General features: G+C 65.4%; 17 protein-coding genes and 3 tRNA genes. 13 read left to right on the top strand and 7 right to left on the bottom strand.

Features of this window, described 5'->3' with window-relative positions; translation table 11 throughout:
- Positions 1-18 precede the first annotated feature (18 nt).
- The 5 genes from EF834_RS06755 to EF834_RS06775 all read left to right on the top strand — a co-directional run bounded on the left by EF834_RS06755 (position 19) and on the right by EF834_RS06775 (position 3017).
- The gene (locus tag EF834_RS06755) at positions 19-792 is read left to right on the top strand and encodes a fumarylacetoacetate hydrolase family protein (RefSeq protein ID WP_127946434.1); all 774 of its coding nucleotides are present in this window, start codon (positions 19-21) and stop codon (positions 790-792) included.
- A 101-nt stretch (positions 793-893) separates the two neighbouring features.
- Positions 894-2366 (top strand): glutamate--tRNA ligase, encoded by a 1473-nt coding sequence (gene gltX / locus EF834_RS06760; RefSeq protein ID WP_127946435.1) that lies wholly within the window; start codon positions 894-896, stop codon positions 2364-2366.
- Positions 2367-2575: 209 nt separating this feature from the next.
- Positions 2576-2647 (top strand) — tRNA-Gln (locus EF834_RS06765).
- Between the two features lie 154 nt (positions 2648-2801).
- A tRNA-Glu gene (locus EF834_RS06770) sits at positions 2802-2877 on the top strand.
- 64 nt (positions 2878-2941) lie between these two features.
- Positions 2942-3017, top strand: a tRNA-Glu gene (locus EF834_RS06775).
- Positions 3018-3080: 63 nt separating this feature from the next.
- Here EF834_RS06775 and EF834_RS06780 read toward each other — a convergent pair.
- Positions 3081-3578 carry a pyridoxamine 5'-phosphate oxidase family protein gene (locus EF834_RS06780; RefSeq protein ID WP_127946436.1) on the bottom strand — a complete coding sequence of 166 codons (498 nt, stop codon included), beginning with the start codon at positions 3576-3578 and terminating at the stop codon, positions 3081-3083.
- Positions 3579-3668: 90 nt separating this feature from the next.
- On the bottom strand, positions 3669-4370 hold the full coding sequence (locus EF834_RS06785) for an IclR family transcriptional regulator (RefSeq protein ID WP_127946437.1): 702 nt from the start codon (positions 4368-4370) through the stop codon (positions 3669-3671).
- Between the two features lie 128 nt (positions 4371-4498).
- Between EF834_RS06785 and leuC the strand changes: the two genes are divergently transcribed.
- The 3 genes from leuC (at position 4499) to EF834_RS06800 (ending at position 7461) form a co-directional block, all read left to right on the top strand.
- Positions 4499-5923: a 3-isopropylmalate dehydratase large subunit gene (gene leuC / locus EF834_RS06790; RefSeq protein ID WP_127946438.1), complete on the top strand. Its 1425-nt coding sequence runs from the start codon at positions 4499-4501 to the stop codon at positions 5921-5923.
- A gap of 46 nt (positions 5924-5969) precedes the next feature.
- Positions 5970-6581, top strand: coding sequence for a 3-isopropylmalate dehydratase small subunit (gene leuD / locus EF834_RS06795; RefSeq protein WP_127946439.1), 612 nt, complete (start codon positions 5970-5972; stop codon positions 6579-6581).
- 154 nt (positions 6582-6735) lie between these two features.
- Positions 6736-7461, top strand: coding sequence for an HU family DNA-binding protein (locus tag EF834_RS06800; protein WP_127946440.1), 726 nt, complete (start codon positions 6736-6738; stop codon positions 7459-7461).
- Between the two features lie 107 nt (positions 7462-7568).
- Here the strand turns inward: EF834_RS06800 and EF834_RS06805 are convergent, their stop codons facing one another.
- From EF834_RS06805 to cofC, 3 genes are all read right to left on the bottom strand, one after another.
- Positions 7569-8531, bottom strand: coding sequence for an NUDIX hydrolase (locus EF834_RS06805; RefSeq protein ID WP_127946441.1), 963 nt, complete (start codon positions 8529-8531; stop codon positions 7569-7571).
- A 67-nt stretch (positions 8532-8598) separates the two neighbouring features.
- On the bottom strand, positions 8599-10746 hold the full coding sequence (locus EF834_RS06810) for an RNA degradosome polyphosphate kinase (protein ID WP_268960968.1): 2148 nt from the start codon (positions 10744-10746) through the stop codon (positions 8599-8601).
- Between the two features lie 149 nt (positions 10747-10895).
- Positions 10896-11612: a 2-phospho-L-lactate guanylyltransferase gene (gene cofC, locus EF834_RS06815; RefSeq protein WP_127946443.1), complete on the bottom strand. Its 717-nt coding sequence runs from the start codon at positions 11610-11612 to the stop codon at positions 10896-10898.
- A 177-nt stretch (positions 11613-11789) separates the two neighbouring features.
- Between cofC and EF834_RS06820 the strand changes: the two genes are divergently transcribed.
- Complete coding sequence (locus EF834_RS06820) at positions 11790-12788, top strand: NAD(P)H-dependent glycerol-3-phosphate dehydrogenase (protein WP_127946444.1); 999 nt, start codon at positions 11790-11792, stop codon at positions 12786-12788.
- 98 nt (positions 12789-12886) lie between these two features.
- Entirely contained in the window at positions 12887-13993 is a 1107-nt protein-coding gene (locus EF834_RS06825; protein ID WP_127946445.1) for a D-alanine--D-alanine ligase family protein, read from the top strand.
- 53 nt (positions 13994-14046) lie between these two features.
- Here EF834_RS06825 and EF834_RS06830 read toward each other — a convergent pair whose 3' ends face one another.
- Positions 14047-14667, bottom strand: coding sequence for a DUF3515 domain-containing protein (locus EF834_RS06830; RefSeq protein ID WP_127946446.1), 621 nt, complete (start codon positions 14665-14667; stop codon positions 14047-14049).
- A 1-nt stretch (position 14668) separates the two neighbouring features.
- Positions 14669-14917: an Lrp/AsnC ligand binding domain-containing protein gene (locus EF834_RS06835; RefSeq protein WP_127946447.1), complete on the bottom strand. Its 249-nt coding sequence runs from the start codon at positions 14915-14917 to the stop codon at positions 14669-14671.
- A 290-nt stretch (positions 14918-15207) separates the two neighbouring features.
- Here EF834_RS06835 and EF834_RS06840 point away from each other — a divergent pair, with 290 nt between their 5' ends.
- The 3 genes from EF834_RS06840 to EF834_RS06850 are packed head-to-tail and all read left to right on the top strand — an operon-like array spanning position 15208 to position 17399.
- On the top strand, positions 15208-16191 hold the full coding sequence (locus tag EF834_RS06840) for a thiamine-phosphate kinase (protein ID WP_127946448.1): 984 nt from the start codon (positions 15208-15210) through the stop codon (positions 16189-16191).
- A gap of 9 nt (positions 16192-16200) precedes the next feature.
- On the top strand, positions 16201-16722 hold the full coding sequence (locus EF834_RS06845; RefSeq protein ID WP_127946449.1) for a gamma carbonic anhydrase family protein: 522 nt from the start codon (positions 16201-16203) through the stop codon (positions 16720-16722).
- The gene (locus EF834_RS06850) at positions 16722-17399 is read left to right on the top strand and encodes a uracil-DNA glycosylase (protein WP_127946450.1); all 678 of its coding nucleotides are present in this window, start codon (positions 16722-16724) and stop codon (positions 17397-17399) included. Before EF834_RS06845 ends, EF834_RS06850 begins: the two co-directional genes overlap by 1 nt.
- Positions 17400-17418: the final 19 nt, after the last annotated feature.

The raw sequence follows: 17418 nt of genomic DNA on the forward strand, positions 1-17418 counted from the left end.
CTCGATAGACTCGGCTCCATGCGCCTAGGTCGAATCGCCAGTCCGGACGGAGTTGCTTTCGTGTCGATCGAGGGGGAGGGCGACGCGCAGACTGCTAAGGAGATCGCCGAACATCCCTTTGGGCAACCGACTTTCACCGGTCGCAGCTGGCCCCTCGCCGACGTGCGCCTGCTGGCCCCGATTCTCGCCAGCAAGGTGATCTGCGTCGGCAAGAACTACGCGGCACACGCGGCCGAGATGGGTGGCGAGGCACCCGAGGATCCGGTCATCTTCATCAAGCCCAACACCGCAATCGTGGGTCCGGGCGCCGGGATAGTGCTGCCACCCTCGTCGAATGAGGTGCACTACGAGGGTGAATTGGCGGTCGTCATAGGTCGGCCCTGCAAGGATGTTCCCGCAGCGAAGGCACGCGAGGTAATCCTCGGATACACCGTCGCGAACGATGTCACGGCGCGTGACCAGCAGCGTCGGGACGGTCAGTGGACGCGCGGCAAAGGGTACGACACGTTCTGTCCGTTGGGTCCGTGGATCGAGACGAACCTCGACATCTCGGATGTCGAGATCAAGACCGAGGTCGACGGCGAGCTCAAGCAACGCAGCCGCACTTCGCTTCTGCTGCACGATGTTCCGAAGATCATCGAGTGGGTGTCGACGGTCATGACGTTGCTGCCGGGGGACGTCATTCTCACCGGTACGCCCGAGGGGGTCGGCCCGATCGTCGACGGCCAGACCGTGAGCGTCACCGTCGCCGGCATCGGAACCCTGACCAATCCGGTTGCCGCCAAGCGCTGATCGGTGTCTGCTCCAGGTGTGCACGGAACCGGCACACAGCTAGCCTGTAGAGGTCCTTTCCAGCGTCCAGCCGCGCCCAGTAGCCCCTATCGAAGTGAGCCATGACCACCAGCGAAGTACGCGTTCGTTTCTGTCCGTCACCCACCGGGACCCCGCACGTCGGGCTCGTCCGGACCGCGCTGTTCAACTGGGCGTTCGCACGTCACCACGGCGGCACGTTCGTGTTCCGCATCGAGGACACCGACGCCGCCCGTGACACGGAGGAGTCGTACGAGGCGCTGCTCGATACGTTGCGCTGGCTGGGTCTGAACTGGGACGAGGGACCGGAGGTGGGCGGGCCCCACGAGCCGTACCGGCAGTCGCAGCGGCGCGAGCTGCATCTCGACGTCGTTCGTCGCCTACTCGAGTCGGGCGAGGCGTACGAGTCCTTCTCCACCCCGGAGGAGGTCGAGGAGCGGCACAAGGCGGCTGGACGCGATCCCAAGCTCGGCTACGACAACTTCGACCGAGACCTGGCGGCGCAGCAGCGGCAGGCCTACCTCGACGAGGGTCGCAAGCCCGTTGTGCGTTTGCGGATGCCCGACCATGATCTGACCTGGAACGACCTCGTGCGCGGTGAGATGACATTCAAGGCCGGCACTGTGCCGGACTTCGCGCTCACTCGTGGGAACGGGATTCCGCTCTACACGCTGGTAAACCCGGTCGACGATGCCTTGATGAAGATCACACACGTCCTCCGGGGTGAGGATTTGCTGTCGTCGACTCCGCGTCAGATCGCACTGTACGAGGCGTTGCAGCGCATCGGTGTCGCTGAATTCACACCGGAGTTCGGCCACCTCCCGTTCGTGATGGGCCAGGGCAACAAGAAGCTGTCCAAGCGCGATCCCGAGTCGAACCTCTTCATCCACCGTGACCGTGGATTCATCCCGGAAGGCCTGCTCAACTACCTGGCCCTGCTGGGGTGGGGTCTCGCCGACGACCGCGATGTGTTCTCGCTCAACGAGATGGTCAGTGCGTTCGACATCTCCAAGGTGAACTCGAATCCGGCCCGCTTCGATCAGAAGAAGGCCGACGCGATCAACGCCGAGCACATTCGGCTTCTCGAGCCGGCGGACTTCTCCGCCCGCCTGCGTGCTTACCTGACCACGCACGGTCACCCGGTCGACGCGCTCTCCGCCGAGCAGTTCGATGTCGCAGCCGACTTGGTGCAGACGCGTATCGTCGTGCTCTCCGATGCGTGGAATTTGCTGAAGTTCCTGCTCGTGGACGAGTCGGAATTCTCCATCGACCCTGCGGCCGCGGCGAAGAACCTCGGCGCCGACGCCGCTCCGGTGCTCGACGAAACCATCACCGCCCTCGACGCCCTGCCCGTGTGGGCGACTGCGGATCTCGAGGAGGCGCTCAAGACGGCGCTGATCGAGAAGCTCGGGTTGAAGCCGCGCAAGGCGTTCGCGCCGGTGCGCGTCGCACTCACAGGCTCACACGTGAGCCCGCCGCTCTACGAGTCGATGGAACTGCTGGGACGGGAGACGACGCTCGCACGCCTGCGCTCCGCGCGCGCTGCGATCGCCTGACACCGCAACGCGGGGCCGCCGAGCGAACGCAGGGCCGTCGAGCAGGGCAGGATTGGACCTCGGCGGCCGTGCGCGAGTATTCCGGTATCGCCCGATTTTTGCCCGTCGACCAGGTAATTTGTGGAAACTGGGTAGGGGTTTGATAACCTTTCTCTCGGCTCGGAGCGGACGCTACGGCCCGTAAGGGTAAGGCGTTCGGAACAGGCCATTGGGGTATGGTGTAATTGGCAACACAGCTGATTCTGGTTCAGCCATTCTAGGTTCGAGTCCTGGTACCCCAGCGGAAGTTCGAGAGGCGAAAGCCTCTGGGATTCCGGTGAGTTGCGGCTTATCGGACCTTCCAACTGCAACGCCTCGTTTGCAAGGTGTTTCGGTACATACACTGTGATCGTTCGTCAGAGCTGCGCAGTCATACAGTGTTGGATGCAAGTTCTCGGCCCCGTCGTCTAGCGGCCTAGGACGCCGCCCTCTCAAGGCGGTAGCGCGGGTTCAAATCCCGTCGGGGCTACCACGGAAATGTCCTCCGATCAGCGGAGGCTTTCTTGCGAAGTGGATTTGCAGAGCAACACAGTCCTGGCCCCGTCGTCTAGCGGCCTAGGACGCCGCCCTCTCAAGGCGGTAGCGCGGGTTCAAATCCCGTCGGGGCTACCACGGAAACACCCTCCGATCATGTGATCGGAGGGTGTTTCCCTTTGGTGGTTCGGTGTTTCGGGACTAGAGGTAGGCGGCCGTCGAGCCGCCGACGGGCATCGCCGGCAGGCCGAGCTTGCGGTGGTCCCATGAACGGACACGATCGGGAACGACCCGGATGGCAACTCGCTTGTGCAGCATCATCTCGACAGCGGGCTTGACGTCCTCGGAGTACGGGCCGGTGTAGCGCTCCCAGATGTTGATTCCCACTTTGAACAGCGCCTCCGGGTCGTCGATGATCTCGCCGCGGCCCTCGATCGCGACGCCGCGAAGCGTGTCGTAGGTGTCGCCGTCCTCGATCATCACGGTCAGGCGATCGTCGCGGCGCAGGTTGACGGCCTTCTGGGACTTCGCCTTGGTCTCGAACCACAGCTCGCCGTCGATCACCGCGTACCACATGGCGACGAGGTGAGGCATGCCGTTCGGTCCGATCGTGGCCATCGTGCCGACGCGGCTGCGCTCGATGAACTCGGTGATTTCTTCAACCGTCATCGTGATCTGTCCGCGCTGATTGACTCCCACAGCAATACCTCCACTCGGCTGGAATTCGTTCTCTCGAACGACTGTGCCACGAATCACGCTGTCCACGCCCAAAGGGGGTCGGCTGCTGCGTCAGAGGCGCTTGTGCAGGGCCTCGGCCGCGGCCAACAGATCTGCCGCCCAACGAGCACCCGGGCGCCGGCCCATGCGGTCGATCGGGCCCGAGACCGATATCGCGGCCACGACGTTGCCGGCCGCGTCGCGCACCGGTGCTGCGACGCTGGCGACGCCGGGTTCTCGTTCGGCGGCGCTCTGCGCCCAGCCGCGACGCCGGACCTCGACGAGCACTCGCTCGCCGAAAGACGCCTCGGGAAGGATGGCACGCTGCGTCTGCGGGTCGGCCCATGCGAGAAGGACCTTGGCCCCAGACCCGGCCGTCATCGGCAGTCGGGCACCCACGAGAACGGTGTCCCGTAGGCCGGTCGGCGGTTCCATGGAAGCGACACACACACGTTGGACGCCCTCGCGGCGGTACAACTGGACGCTCTCACCAGTGATCTCACGCAGCCGGGGGAGGACTAGGGCTGCGGCGTCGACGAGGGTGTCGGTGGCCCCGGCGGCAAGCTCGCTGAGGCCGGGGCCGGGCCGCCACAGTCCTTCCGTGTCGCGGGTCAGAAGTCGGTGGACCTCGAGGCCGACCGCGAGGCGGTGCGCGGTGGCGCGGGGGAGCCCGGTGCGGTTGCAGAGTTCGGTGAGGCTGCATGGCTGTTCGGCCACCGCATGAAGTACGCCCACTGCTTTGTCGAGCACTCCGATGCCGCTATGCTGTCTCATAGGTCGATACTCCGTTCTCGTATGGTGGGATCATAACCGAAAAGTGGAGCGGATGGTTCGAAGCGTCAGGCGACACGGGTCGGCCCCGAACTCGGCGGCGCGAAATTCTGATTGCAGAGGTGGAATAGATGGTTCACAGAGGACGCACTCTGGCCGAGAAGGTGTGGGACGAGCACGTAGTCGTGCGTGGAGAGGGAGAGGGTGCGGCACGGCAGCCGGACCTGATCCACATAGACCTGCACCTTGTTCACGAGGTCACCAGCCCACAGGCCTTCGATGGGCTCCGACTGGCTGGGCGCAAGCTGCGCCGGCCGGATCTGACGATCGCCACCGAGGACCACAATGTCCCGACGGTCGACATCGACAAGCCGATCGCGGATCCGGTCTCACGAACCCAGGTCGAAACCTTGCGGAAGAACTGTAAGGAGTTCGGAGTCCGTCTGCACCCTATGGGCGATCTGGATCAGGGCATTGTGCATGTGGTCGGTCCACAGTTGGGTCTGACGCAGCCCGGCATGACTGTCGTCTGTGGGGACAGCCATACGTCCACGCACGGCGCTTTCGGTGCTCTAGCAATGGGAATCGGTACCAGCGAGGTCGAGCACGTGATGGCCACGCAGACCCTGTCGCTGCGGCCGTTCAAGACCATGGCGATCACGGTCGACGGTGAGCTGCCGCACGGTGTCACGAGCAAGGACCTCATTCTCGCGGTGATCGCGAAGATCGGGACCGGTGGCGGACAAGGGTATGTGATCGAGTACCGCGGTGAGGCGATCCGGAAGCTGTCGATGGAAGCCCGGATGACGATCTGCAACATGTCGATCGAGGCCGGTGCTCGCGCAGGAATGATTGCGCCTGACGAGACCACCTACGAGTTCATCAAGGGCCGCCCGCACGCACCGCAGGGCGCGGACTGGGATGCGGCCGTCGCGGCCTGGGAGCAGCTGAAGACTGACGATGACGCGGTCTTCGATGCCGAGGTCCACATCGATGCCACGTCACTGACGCCGTTTGTGACGTGGGGAACCAACCCCGGCCAGGGTGCTCCGCTGGGGGATTCGGTTCCGAACCCGGCAGATATCACCAACGAGAGCGAGCGCCTCGCCGCCGAGAAGGCCCTCGCGTACATGGGATTGGACGCGGGTACTCCGCTGCGTGAGATCTCCGTGGACACCGTGTTCGTGGGATCGTGCACCAACGGGCGTATCGAGGATCTGCGCGCTGTCGCAGAGGTTCTGAAGGGCCGCCACGTGGCCGAGGGGGTCCGAATGCTCATCGTTCCCGGCTCGATGCGCGTGCGTGCACAGGCGGAGGACGAAGGTCTGGGTGAGATCTTCACCAGCGCAGGTGCCGAATGGCGGCAGGCTGGTTGTTCGATGTGTCTCGGCATGAATCCGGACCAGTTGGCGCCCGGTGAGCGTTCGGCTTCGACCTCCAACCGGAATTTCGAAGGCCGCCAAGGCAAGGGTGGTCGTACGCACCTGGTCTCCCCCGCGGTCGCGGCGGCGACCGCGGTTCGGGGCACGCTTGCGGCACCCGCAGACCTGGCATAGGTCCCAAGGGGACCGAGGGAACGACCGGGGGAACTAGGAGAAAACGATGAAAGCCTTTACCACTCATAAGGGAATCGGCGTTCCGATGCGTCACTCGAACGTGGACACCGATCAGATCATTCCCGCTGTGTACCTGAAGCGGGTGACTCGCAGCGGATTCGAGGACGGACTCTTCGCTGCGTGGCGTAACGACCCCGAATTCATCCTGAACGTAGAACCATACGACAAGGGCACGGTTCTCGTGGCCGGTCCGGACTTCGGCACCGGTTCGTCCAGGGAGCACGCCGTCTGGGCGTTGTCCGACTACGGCTTCCGAGTCGTAATTGCGTCCCGTTTCGCAGACATCTTCCGCGGCAACGCCGGCAAGGCTGGCCTGTTGGCCGCGCAGGTCGACCAGAGCGATGTCGAGATGCTGTGGAAGCTCCTCGAGGAGCAGCCAGGACTCAACCTCGTCGTCGATTTGGAGGACAAGACGGTGACCGCCGGAACGGTGGTGGTGCGCTTCGAGATTGACGACTACACACGATGGCGTCTGTTGGAGGGTCTCGACGATATCGGCCTCACGTTACGCCAGGTAGAGGCGATTTCTGAGTTCGAAAAGTCAAGGCCTTCATGGAAACCTGTGACGCTTCCGAGTTCGGTCGTGAACGACAATTGACACAAAATGACCACCGACACGGCCTCCCATCTATCGCAGATTGGGGGGCCGTTTTGGATGAGAATTGGCGTGCCACATAGACTCTTGCCGTTTTCGGGTTTACCGTAGTTCCTAGTCGGTCCGACGGTGGACCATTAGTCTGCGGAGGAATTCCATGAACAAGGCAGAGCTCATCGATGTTCTGACCGAGAAACTGGGCACGGATCGACGCACCGCCACCGAGGCGGTCGAGCATGTCGTCGACACAATCGTGCGTGCCGTCTACGCCGGTCAGAGCGTGACCATCACGGGCTTCGGCGTTTTCGAGCAGCGCCGCCGCGCCGCACGAGTCGCACGTAACCCGCGCACCGGCGAGACCGTCAAGGTCAAGCCGACGTCGGTCCCGGCCTTCCGTCCCGGAGCTCAGTTCAAGGCCCTTATTGCCGGCGGCCAAAAGCTCCCTGCCGCTGGACCGGCCGTCAAGCGTGGTGCGGCAGAGCCTGTGAAGAAGGCTGCGGCCAAGAAGACCGCTGCTAAGAAGGCGGCTGCTAAGAAGGCGGCTGCTAAGAAGGCGGCGGCAAAGAAGACTGCAGCTAAGGCTCCCGCGAAGAAGGCGGCGGCGAAGAAGACCGTCGCGAAGAAGACTGCCGCGAAGAAGACCGTCGCGAAGAAGACTGCGGCCAAGGCTCCTGCGAAGAAGGTGGCGGCGAAGAAGACCGTCGCGAAGAAGACTGCGGCGAAGAAGACCGTGGCGAAGAAGACCGTGGCGAAGAAGACTGCGGCGAAGAAGACCGTGGCGAAGAAGACTGCGGCCAAGAAGACTGCGGCCAAGGCTCCGGCCAGGACCGCCAAGAAGACCGCAGCCAAGAAGGCTCCGGCGAAGCGCGGCGCCCGCAGGTAGTACTGCAGCGCTCCGGTGTCACTGGACCGGAACACTCCGTAATCGACTCGGCGGCCACGGGACTTGTCCCGGGGCCGCCGAGTTGCGGTGACGGTAGATCGTTCGGATCAGTTCGCGTTGCGAATGATGGGGAGTGGGCTGTCAAGATGGTCGGCCGCCATGAGTCGGCCGCCGGAGAGCGACAGAACCCAGGTACTCGCCTTCCGGTTTCGTGCGGGAGGCAAGGGGATCCCGTCACGATCGGCCCACCACCGCGTGAGATCCGGGATTACCCCGCCTTGGCTACAGATCACCTGGACGCCTCCCATCGCCGCGATCTTGCGCACGCGGGCCCGTGCCCCCGCCGGGTCGGCGGCATATCCCTCCTCGGACAGCAGCGGCTCGATCCGAATCGGAACCGAGAGCTTCTCGGCGAGCGGCTCGACGGTCTGAATGCACCGTGTACGGTCTGCTGACGAGATCTCGGTCGCCCCGAAAGCCTCCAGCTGTGCGACAAGGGCTTCCGCCTGGACCTTCCCCTTGGCATCGAGGGGGCGCACGATGTCGTCTCCTGTGTACTTCTTGCTGTTCCCAGCCTTGCCGTGCCGGACGAGCAGTACGGTGGTCGTATCCGGCGGCACCTGGGTGAACCGCCGGAGAATTGTGCGATCCATCGGATACGAGAGGTGCTCGGCGACCTGGTGGGGCTCGAGCCAGAGCAGCTCGTCGACTTCGTCATTGGGTTCGAACTCGCCCGAGACTGCCTCGGCCGCCCAGTATTCGACCCGCTTGAGCTTGCGGTGCCCGGGTATCGGATAGGTCACGCCCGACAGGTACCGACCGAGTCGCGCGTTGATTCCCGTTTCCTCGTGGATCTCGCGCACGGCGGCGACGATCGAGGTTTCGCCGGGGTCGATTTTGCCCTTGGGAAATGACCAGTCGTCATAACGCTGCCGGTGAATCAGAGCGACTTCGATCTCATAGGGATTCGACGAGGACTTTCGCCACAGAACTGCTCCCGCCGCGAAAATGTTTGCTTTGACTGGTTTGTCGCTCGTCGATTTGTCGGCGCGTTGATTCTCGGGCTTCAAGGGATTTCGTTCCTTCCATCGGCCACGGTGTTGTGGTCCTCGGCAGCCCGCGTCGGGCAGGTGGCGGTCAAGCCTTGGCCCTACGGCGTTGCATCATAGCCTCCTGGTGCTCGCGGACCTCCTCGCCGCGGGCAGGCGACGCTTGCCAGCTGCCGTCCGCCTGCAGCACCCAGCACCGAGTGGTCGGATCGAGTGCAGATTCGAAGATCTCGTCGAGTTGGAGGGTCAGGCGGGGGTCCTTGACCTGTGCCATCACTTCGACCCGCCGATCGAGGTTGCGGTGCATCATGTCTGCACTTCCGATCCAGAATTCGTTCGCGCCTCTGAAGTGCAGGATCCGTGAGTGCTCGAGGAACCTGCCGAGGATAGACCGGACCTCGATGTTCTCGCTCAACCCCGGAACTCCCGGCTTGAGCGCGCAGATGCCTCGCACGACGACCCGGACCGGGACACCTGCGAGAGATGCGCGGTACAGCGCGTCGATCACCTGCTCGTCGACGAGCGCGTTGGCCTTGAGCCGAATTCCGGCCTCACGACCGGCATTCTTGTGCTCGATCTCGGCCTCGATCCGGCTGATGATTCCGGTGCGAATACCGTACGGCGCGACGAGTAGGTTGCGGTACTGCGATTTCCGCGAGTATCCGGTCAGCGAGTTGAACAGATCGGTCAGGTCGGCGCCGAGTTCCGGCGCTGCCGTCAACAGGCCGACGTCCTCGTACAACCGGGCGGTCTTGGGGTTGTAGTTCCCGGTTCCGATGTGGCAGTAACGGCGGATCGTGGAGCCTTCCCGGCGTACCACGAGGCATGTCTTGCAATGCGTCTTGAGTCCGACGAGGCCGTAGACGACGTGGACGCCAGCTTGTTCGAGCTTGCGTGCCCACTTGATGTTCGCCTGCTCGTCGAACCGGGCCTTGATCTCGACGAGTGCCACTACCTGCTTGCCGGCCTCTGCGGCATCGACCAGTGCGTTGACGATTGGCGAGTCGCCCGAGGTGCGGTAGAGGGTCTGCTTGATCGCGAGCACCTGGGGGTCTGCTGCGGCCTGTTCGATGAATCGTTGCACGCTCGTCGAGAACGAGTCGTATGGGTGCTGTACCAGAATGTCACCGTCGCGCAACGTCGAGAACACGCTCTTCGGGGTCTCGCGCTCACCGAACGCGGGGTGGGTCGCAGGAACGAAGGGTGCGTCCTTGAGACCGGGTCGGTCGACGCCGTACACCTGCCACAGGGACGAAAGATCGAGGAGGCCAGGAACTTGGATCACGTCACCCGGATCGACGTCGAGTTCCCGTAGCAGCAAGTCGAGCATGTGCTCGGTCATGTCATCGGCCACCTCGAGCCGGACCGGGGATCCGAACCGGCGTCGGGCCAGTTCACGTTCGAGCGCCTGCAGGAGATCCTCGTCCCGGTCCTCCTCGACCTCGAAGTCGGCGTTCCGGGTAACTCGGAAGGCGTGGTGCTCGACGACTTCCATTCCTGGGAAGAGCACGTCGAGATGCGCCGCGATGAGGTCCTCGGTTGGCAGGAACGCGGCGATGGCGCCGGGGGCGTCCCCCGTGCGCTTGACTCGAACGAAACGATCGACGTTGTCCGGGACCTTCACTCGCGCGAAGTGCTCACCGCCAGTGGTCGCGTCCTTGACCGTCACCGCGAGGTTCAAACTCAGGCCACTGATGTACGGGAACGGGTGTGCAGGGTCGACGGCGAGTGGCGTCAGGACGGGAAAAACCTGCTCATGGAAGTAGTCCGACAGTCGGCGACGTTCGTCCGCGTCGAGGTCGGACCAACTGATGATGGAAATGCCCTCTTCGGCGAGCGCCGGACGGACCGAATCGAGGAACACCCGGGCGTGCTTGTCGGAAGTCTCCTGGGTGCGGGCCCCGATCAACGCCAATTGCTCACGCGGGGACAGTCCGTCGGCGGATCGGACGGACAGTCCGGTTTCGTCACGGCGTTTGAGGCCCGCGACACGCACCATGTAGAACTCGTCGAGGTTGGAGGCGAAGATCGCGAGGAACTTCGCCCGCTCGAGAAGCGGGATCGAGGTGTCCTCGGCCAGCACGAGGACTCGAGCGTTGAAGTCGAGCCAACTCAGTTCGCGATTGAGGTAGCGGTTGGACGGCAGCCCCCCATTGGCGATCCCGGTCGGGGTCGCGGCCGGAGGTGCCGTGGGAAGGCCGGGGGTGTGCCCGCCGTCGAGTCCGCCGACCGAAATCTTACGGTCGGCGCCGGAGCCGTCCCCGCGCGATCGCTTGGTAGTGGTGCGTTGCTCGAGCGCATTCTCGTTGCTCACCCCTCGATCCTCCCTCGAGAATTGCGGGCGCGACAGTCGATCGTGAGCAGTTCACGGTGAGCATAGGGAGTTCACGGTGAGAATGGCCGCCCGAGATCGGGCGTACACGCAATACGTTCGAGGACCGCGGAGGTCGCCGGCCCGAGCCCGAGTCGGGCGGCGGCCTCGAGATCGGCGACGGTGTCCACGTCCTGCCGCAGACCCGGCCAGTCGCCTTCGAGTGCTTGGGCACCGGACGCGACGTGAAGGGCGGCCGAGTCCGACCCGAAACGGGGGTCGAGCGAGCACCCGGTTCCGCACGCGAACAGTGCTGCGGTTCCGGTGCCCGCGTGGTCCACGACGATCGCGCGACCGACGCGTCGAGCTGCCGCGAGGGCATCGAGCAGTTCGCCGGCCCGCAGCGCGGGCAGATCCGCTTGCAGCGCCACGAGATCGGTCGAGTCGGGGTCCGAGGTGAGTCCCGCTTCGGCTGCGACGAGCGCGGCATTGAGACCGGACTCACCGGTACGCGTCGGGTCCGGATCCGGCCAGTGCTGCACCCCGTGCTCTTCCGCGATTGCGGCCACCGCCGGATCCGGGGTGACGACGGTGATACCGGAGGACGGATCGGCGGCGAGTCCCGCTTCCACGAGGGTGCCCAGCGTGTCGTGCAGCATCGCGGCGACGAGGTCGGTGCGATCAGCAGCCGACAGGGACTCGGCGAGCCGTGACTTCGCCATCCGAAGTTCCTTGACCGCAACCAGGACATGGACGTGCATCGCTGGTTCCGAGCGGTACCGCGCCTGCATGCGCGCAATCTTGCCAGCAGCAGCGGTTACCTGCGACCGGCGCCCCTCGCGCCCCGGCGGGATATCGTGTTGTCGAGGTAGTCGACAAACTCGAGGTAGTCCACGAAGAGGGCCGGTCGGCGGCGAAACGATGTGGGCAGTGAATGGTGCGAGTGGTGAGCGGATCGGAGGGGCGGTGTGACCAAGGCAGTGGTGCTGGGTGCGGGCTCGTGGGGGACCACGTTCGCGAAGGTGCTCGCGGACGCGGGGACCGACGTCACCCTGTGGACGCGGCGGAGCGAGGTAGCCGACGCGATCGTCACGCGTCACGAGAACCCTGATTATCTGCCCGGGATCACGCTCCCGGCGGCGTTGTCCGCCACGGCCGACCACCAGAAGGCGCTCGACGGGGCCGACATCGTCGTGCTCGCGGTGCCGTCACAGTCGTTGCGCGGCAACCTCGAGCGGTGGGCCGGGGCGATCGGCGCCGACGCGACACTGTTGAGCCTCGCGAAAGGTATCGAGAGTGTCACCCTGCTGCGGATGAGCGAGGTCATCTCCCAAGTGGCCGCGGTCGACCCGTCCCGGGTCGCGGTACTGTCCGGGCCGAATCTCGCTCGTGAGATCGCGCTGGAACAGCCGACCGCGACCGTCGTGGCCTGTACCGATGAGGCACGCGCGATGGCCATCCAGAAGTCTTGTGCAACAGGCTATTTCCGCCCCTACACGAACACCGATGTGATCGGTTGCGAGATCGGAGGTGCGTGCAAGAACGTCATCGCGTTGGCGTGCGGTATGGCTTCCGGAATCGGGCTGGGCGAGAACACGATCGCGACCCTGATCACACGTGGCCTTGCCGAGACCATCCGGCTCGGTGTCGCGCTGGGCGGCAAGGCGCCGACACTGGCGGGTCTCGCCGGCGTCGGCGATTTGGTCGCAACGTGTAACTCTCCGCTGTCACGCAACAGGTCGTTCGGTGAGCGGCTGGGACTCGGCGATTCTCTCGAGAGCGCGCAGGCCGCGACGAACGGGCAAGTCGCCGAGGGCGTCAAGTCCTGTACCTCGGTGCGGGCACTCGCGGCTGCTCACGGGGTCGAGATGCCGCTGACCGATGCCGTCCATCAGGTTTGCCATGAGGGGTTGGCGGTCCGCGACGCGGTCGGCATCTTGCTCGGGCGACGTGTCAAACCGGAATGACCCTCGAACCGGAGTGACCCCGAACATCACGATGCCGCGACTGTCCGGGTATTCGATCGGTTCGGTCCGGCGGTGACCACGACGGTACGGTTTGGGGCGTGAGCAATCCGCGTACCAGGGTCGCAGTCCTCTTCGGCGGCCGAAGCAACGAGCATTCGGTGTCCTGCGTGTCCGCCGGCAGCGTCCTGAGGAACCTCGACCCGGACCGCTACGAGGTGGTGCCGATCGGGATCACAACGGATGGCGCCTGGGTGTTGGGGTCGACCGATCCGGCGGCCTTGTCAATGGGTGACCGCTCGATGCCGACTGTCGACGCGAATGGGACGGCGGTGGCGATCACTGTGGACCCCACCCGTGCAGGTGCGCTGGTGGTGCTCGACGGGGCGCAGGCGGGCCAGGGACTCGGCGCGGTCGACGTAGTGTTCCCGGTTCTGCACGGCGCCTACGGAGAGGACGGCACGATCCAGGGCCTGCTCGAGTTGGCGGGGGTCCCGTATGTCGGTCCCGGTGTCCTGGCGAGTGCGGCAGGTATGGACAAGGAGTTCACCAAGAAACTCCTCGCCGCTGAGGGACTTCCGGTCGGCTATCAGGTGGTGCTGCGTCCGGGCACCCCGACGCTCACCCTGGATCAGATGGATCGACTCGGTCTGCCGGTCTTCGTCAAGCCCGCGCGCGGTGGCTCTTCGATCGGCATCACGCGTGTTGCGGACTGGGCGCACGTCGACGAGGCGATCGCTCTCGCACGCAAACACGACCCGAAAGTGATCGTCGAGTCCGCCATCGTGGGACGGGAGGTCGAGTGCGGCGTCCTCGAGTTCCCCGACGGCGATGTGCGGGCGAGCGTGGCGGCAGAGATCCGCATGCCCGACACCGGTGGTGACGAGTCCGCGTTCTACGACTTCGACACCAAGTACCTCGACGACGTCTGCGAGTTCGACGTCCCGGCAAAGCTCGACGACGCCGTCAGCAAGCAGATCCGTGAACTGGCGGTCCGCGCGTTCCGCGCGCTCGACTGCCAGGGTTTGGCGCGGGTCGACTTCTTCATCACCGCCGACGGTCCCGTGATCAACGAGATCAACACGATGCCGGGGTTCACGTCGATATCGATGTTCCCCCGAATGTGGCAGGCTGCGGGAATCGAGTACGCGGATCTGGTCTCGACGCTCGTCGAAACAGCGTTGGCGCGCGGGACCGGACTCCGGTAGGGGATCCCGTACCCGGGACTCAGGGGATTCTGGTTCTCAGGGGATTCTGGGACTCAGGGGAAGGGGATCGGCGCAGGGTCGGGCGGCTGCGCCGGCAGCGCCTTCGCCACCGCGGCGGAAGCATCCTGCAATGGCGTAGGACCCGACCCGCCCGGCGCGGTGAGCGCAATGTACACGCCGCGGTCGACGGCGTACCACGTGCTCGCGTCCATGCCCTGTGCGGCGCCGGAGATTTCGAACCATTGCACGCCGTCGACGATGCTGAGTGGCGACGCCTCGTTGAACTCTGGCGGCCGAGGCAGGCCGCATCGCATCACGATCGGTTCGCCTTCGGTCTGCTGCCAGGCTGCGGCCGCCACGGGCGCCGGATCCCGAAGTTCCGCGCGGGTGAAGTCGCCCAGCTTCTCCGGGAGATCTGCCATCAGTGTGGTGCACTCGCTGGACTCGGCGGCCGGGGCCTCGACGGGACCGAGTCCCACCGGCTGCTGGACCGGGGTCCTGTTGGCGATGGCGGCGGCCACGATCACACCGATGACTAGAGCCACGGGCAGCGCGACCGCGGTCGCGATCAGTGCGGGGTGACGCCTCTCTGTCGAGTGCTCGTTCTGTTCGGCCGTGGCGTTCTCTTCGGCCGTCGGGTCCTGTTCGGACGAGGGGTTCTGGGGTTCGGACATCTCAGTTCTCGGTCGGTGCGGCTGGTGCCGCGATCTGGCAGGTCAGGATGCGGGTAATGCCCTGAACCTTCTTCATGTCGTCGACGACGTCGGACAGTCCCGACTCGGCGGGTGCGCCGACCCGCGCGATCACGTCGTAGGGTCCTAGCACATCCTCGGCGGAGTCGACGCCGGAGATTCGGGCAAGTGTCGCCGCGACCGTGGCCGCCCTGCCGACCTCTGTCTGGATCAGTACGAAAGCCTGAACCACCGGTCCATCCCTTCCCGACGTAATGCGCCGTCATCGACGTAATGCGCCGTCATCTCGGTAGAGTCCCGAGGGACCATCGGGACACCCCCGAGACTCCTGCCGGCGTTCCGCACCAGGCGGCCGGCCGCAAATTAAAAGGTACCGCAGTCGTCGCACGGCACCTGTTGCCCGGCACCACCGACTCGAGTGGTAGAGGCCTCAGGTGGTACGCGTGAACGACTCGCCGCAGAGACACTTGGAGGACGACCATCGACACCTCTCGACCGCAGCGGGGCCACGGCGAGCGTACCGTGGCGCAAGTGGGCGAGTTCGCCGTGATCGAGCAGGTCGTGGCACGACGCAGGCAGCCGACGACGACGCTTGTCGGGCCGGGCGACGACGCGGCGCTGGTGCAGGCCACGGACGGACGGGTCGCGGTATCGGCGGACATGCTCATCGAGGGCCGACATTTTCGGCTCGACTGGTCGACGCCCGAGCAGGTCGGGCGAAAAGCCGTGGCACAGAATGGTGCGGACATTGCGGCGATGGGGGCCCGGCCGACGGCCTTCCTGGTCTCGCTGGGTTGTCCGCCCGAAACCCCGGTGTCCGTGGCGGCCGGCATCTCCGAGGGCATCGGACTCGCCGCGGAGGCGCTCGGCGCGGGCGTGGTTGGGGGAGACCTGGTGCAGTCGGACCACATCGTGGTGTCGGTGACGGTGCTCGGCGACCTCGAGGGACGGGCACCGGTGCTCCGATCGGGGGCGCGTGCCGGTGACGTCGTCGCGGTCGCCGGTCGGCTCGGCCGCTCCGCCGCTGGACTGGCGTTGCTGTCGGCCGGGATCGGAGTCGAGGGGCCGCCCGATACTTCGACCACGGCTACTTCGCTCACGGCGCTGATCGACTCGCACCGGGTTCCGGCGCCACCGTACGCCGCCGGTCTCGACGCGGCTCGATCGGGCGTGCGAGCCATGACCGACATCTCCGATGGTCTCGTCGCGGACCTGAGCCACGTCGCGGACGCTTCCGGTGTGCAGATCCGGATCGACCGCGATTCGGTCGGACTCGATCCCGCCCTCGCCGCTGCTGCCGAACGGCTCGAACGCGACCCGTGGGCATGGATCCTCACAGGCGGTGAGGACCACGCCCTCGCGGCCACCTTCGCCTCCGTCGCGGATCTCCCGGCGGGATGGACGGCGATCGGGGAGGTCGCTCCTGGCAACGGAGGTGCGGCAGTACTCGTCGATGGACGCCCCTGGACGGCGTCCGGGGGCTGGCAGAGCTTCGACGCGGGATAGGTTGCAGGGATGGCAATCTACGCACTTGGCGATCGCGAACCAAACATCGCACCGGACGTCTACGTCCACCCGGACGCCGTTGTGATCGGCGCCGTCACCCTCGGGGCGGGTGTTTCGATCTGGCCGCACGCGGTGCTGCGCGGCGACTACGGCACCATCAGCGTCGGCGCGGGCACCAATATCCAAGACGGCACCATCATCCACTGCACGGCGACCGATGCCACGAACATTGGTGCCGGATGTGTCGTCGGCCACAATGCCCACATCGAGGGCGCCACGATCGGCGACAACTGCCTCATCGCGTCCGGAGCGGTCGTGCTCAACGGGTCCGTCGTCGGTGAGGGATCGGTTGTCGGTGCGGGAGCCGTGGTGCCGTTCAAGTTCGAGGTACCCTCACGCAGCATGGCGCTGGGTGTGCCGGCGAAGGTCCGTGAGGGGTTCGAGGTTCCGGAAGGCCATCTCGACCTCAACGTCAAGCTGTACCAGGCGAACGCCGCGTACTACCGCGACTCGCTACGCAGGCTCGCCTGATGACGGCCAAACCCCTCGGCGACCTGATCGATCCCGGTTGGGCCAAGGCGCTCGCGCCCGTCGAGGCCGGGATCACCGCGATGGGTGACTTCCTGCGCGAAGAGATCGCGGCCGGGCGCCGCTATCTACCGGCCGGAAAGAACGTGCTGCGGGCCTTCACACGTCCATTCGAGGATGTCCGGGTGTTGATCGTCGGACAGGACCCCTATCCGACACCCGGCCACGCTGTAGGACTGAGCTTCTCGGTGGCACCCGACGTCCGCCCTGTGCCGCGGAGTCTCGACAACATCTTCACCGAGTACAGCCAGGACCTCGGATACCCGACGCCGTCCAACGGTGATCTTTCGCCGTGGAGCGAGAACGGTGTGCTGCTGCTCAACAGGGTGCTCACCGTTGCGCCGGGTGAGGCCGGCTCGCATCGGCGCAAGGGTTGGGAAGCCGTGACGGAGCAGGCGATTCGCGCGCTCGTCGCGCGGGAGACACCGATGGTGGCGATCCTGTGGGGACGCGATGCCGGCACGCTGAAGCCGATGTTGGGGGACGTCCCGACGATCGAATCGGCTCACCCGTCGCCGTTGTCGGCGTCGCGCGGCTTCTTCGGGTCGCGGCCTTTCAGTCGGGCCAACTCGCTACTCGCGGAACTCGGTGCTCAGCCCGTCGACTGGCGTCTGCCCTGATACGTGCCGCGACTGAAGA

Source organism: Rhodococcus spongiicola (genome assembly GCF_004011835.1).
GTDB classification, from domain to species: Bacteria; Actinomycetota; Actinomycetes; order Mycobacteriales; family Mycobacteriaceae; genus Prescottella; species Prescottella spongiicola.

What these genes read in the sequence shown, in the direction of transcription:
- EF834_RS06830 (WP_127946446.1), bottom strand. Translation starts at nt 14,667, where the DNA reads ATGTCCGAACCCCAGAACCCCTCGTCCGAACAGGACCCGACGGCCGAA.
- leuC (WP_127946438.1), top strand. Translation starts at nt 4,499, where the DNA reads ATGGTTCACAGAGGACGCACTCTGGCCGAGAAGGTGTGGGACGAGCAC.
- leuD (WP_127946439.1), top strand. Translation starts at nt 5,970, where the DNA reads ATGAAAGCCTTTACCACTCATAAGGGAATCGGCGTTCCGATGCGTCAC.
- EF834_RS06755 (WP_127946434.1), top strand. Translation starts at nt 19, where the DNA reads ATGCGCCTAGGTCGAATCGCCAGTCCGGACGGAGTTGCTTTCGTGTCG.
- gltX (WP_127946435.1), top strand. Translation starts at nt 894, where the DNA reads ATGACCACCAGCGAAGTACGCGTTCGTTTCTGTCCGTCACCCACCGGG.
- EF834_RS06850 (WP_127946450.1), top strand. Translation starts at nt 16,722, where the DNA reads ATGACGGCCAAACCCCTCGGCGACCTGATCGATCCCGGTTGGGCCAAG.
- EF834_RS06785 (WP_127946437.1), bottom strand. Translation starts at nt 4,370, where the DNA reads ATGAGACAGCATAGCGGCATCGGAGTGCTCGACAAAGCAGTGGGCGTA.
- cofC (WP_127946443.1), bottom strand. Translation starts at nt 11,612, where the DNA reads ATGCAGGCGCGGTACCGCTCGGAACCAGCGATGCACGTCCATGTCCTG.
- EF834_RS06800 (WP_127946440.1), top strand. Translation starts at nt 6,736, where the DNA reads ATGAACAAGGCAGAGCTCATCGATGTTCTGACCGAGAAACTGGGCACG.
- EF834_RS06845 (WP_127946449.1), top strand. Translation starts at nt 16,201, where the DNA reads ATGGCAATCTACGCACTTGGCGATCGCGAACCAAACATCGCACCGGAC.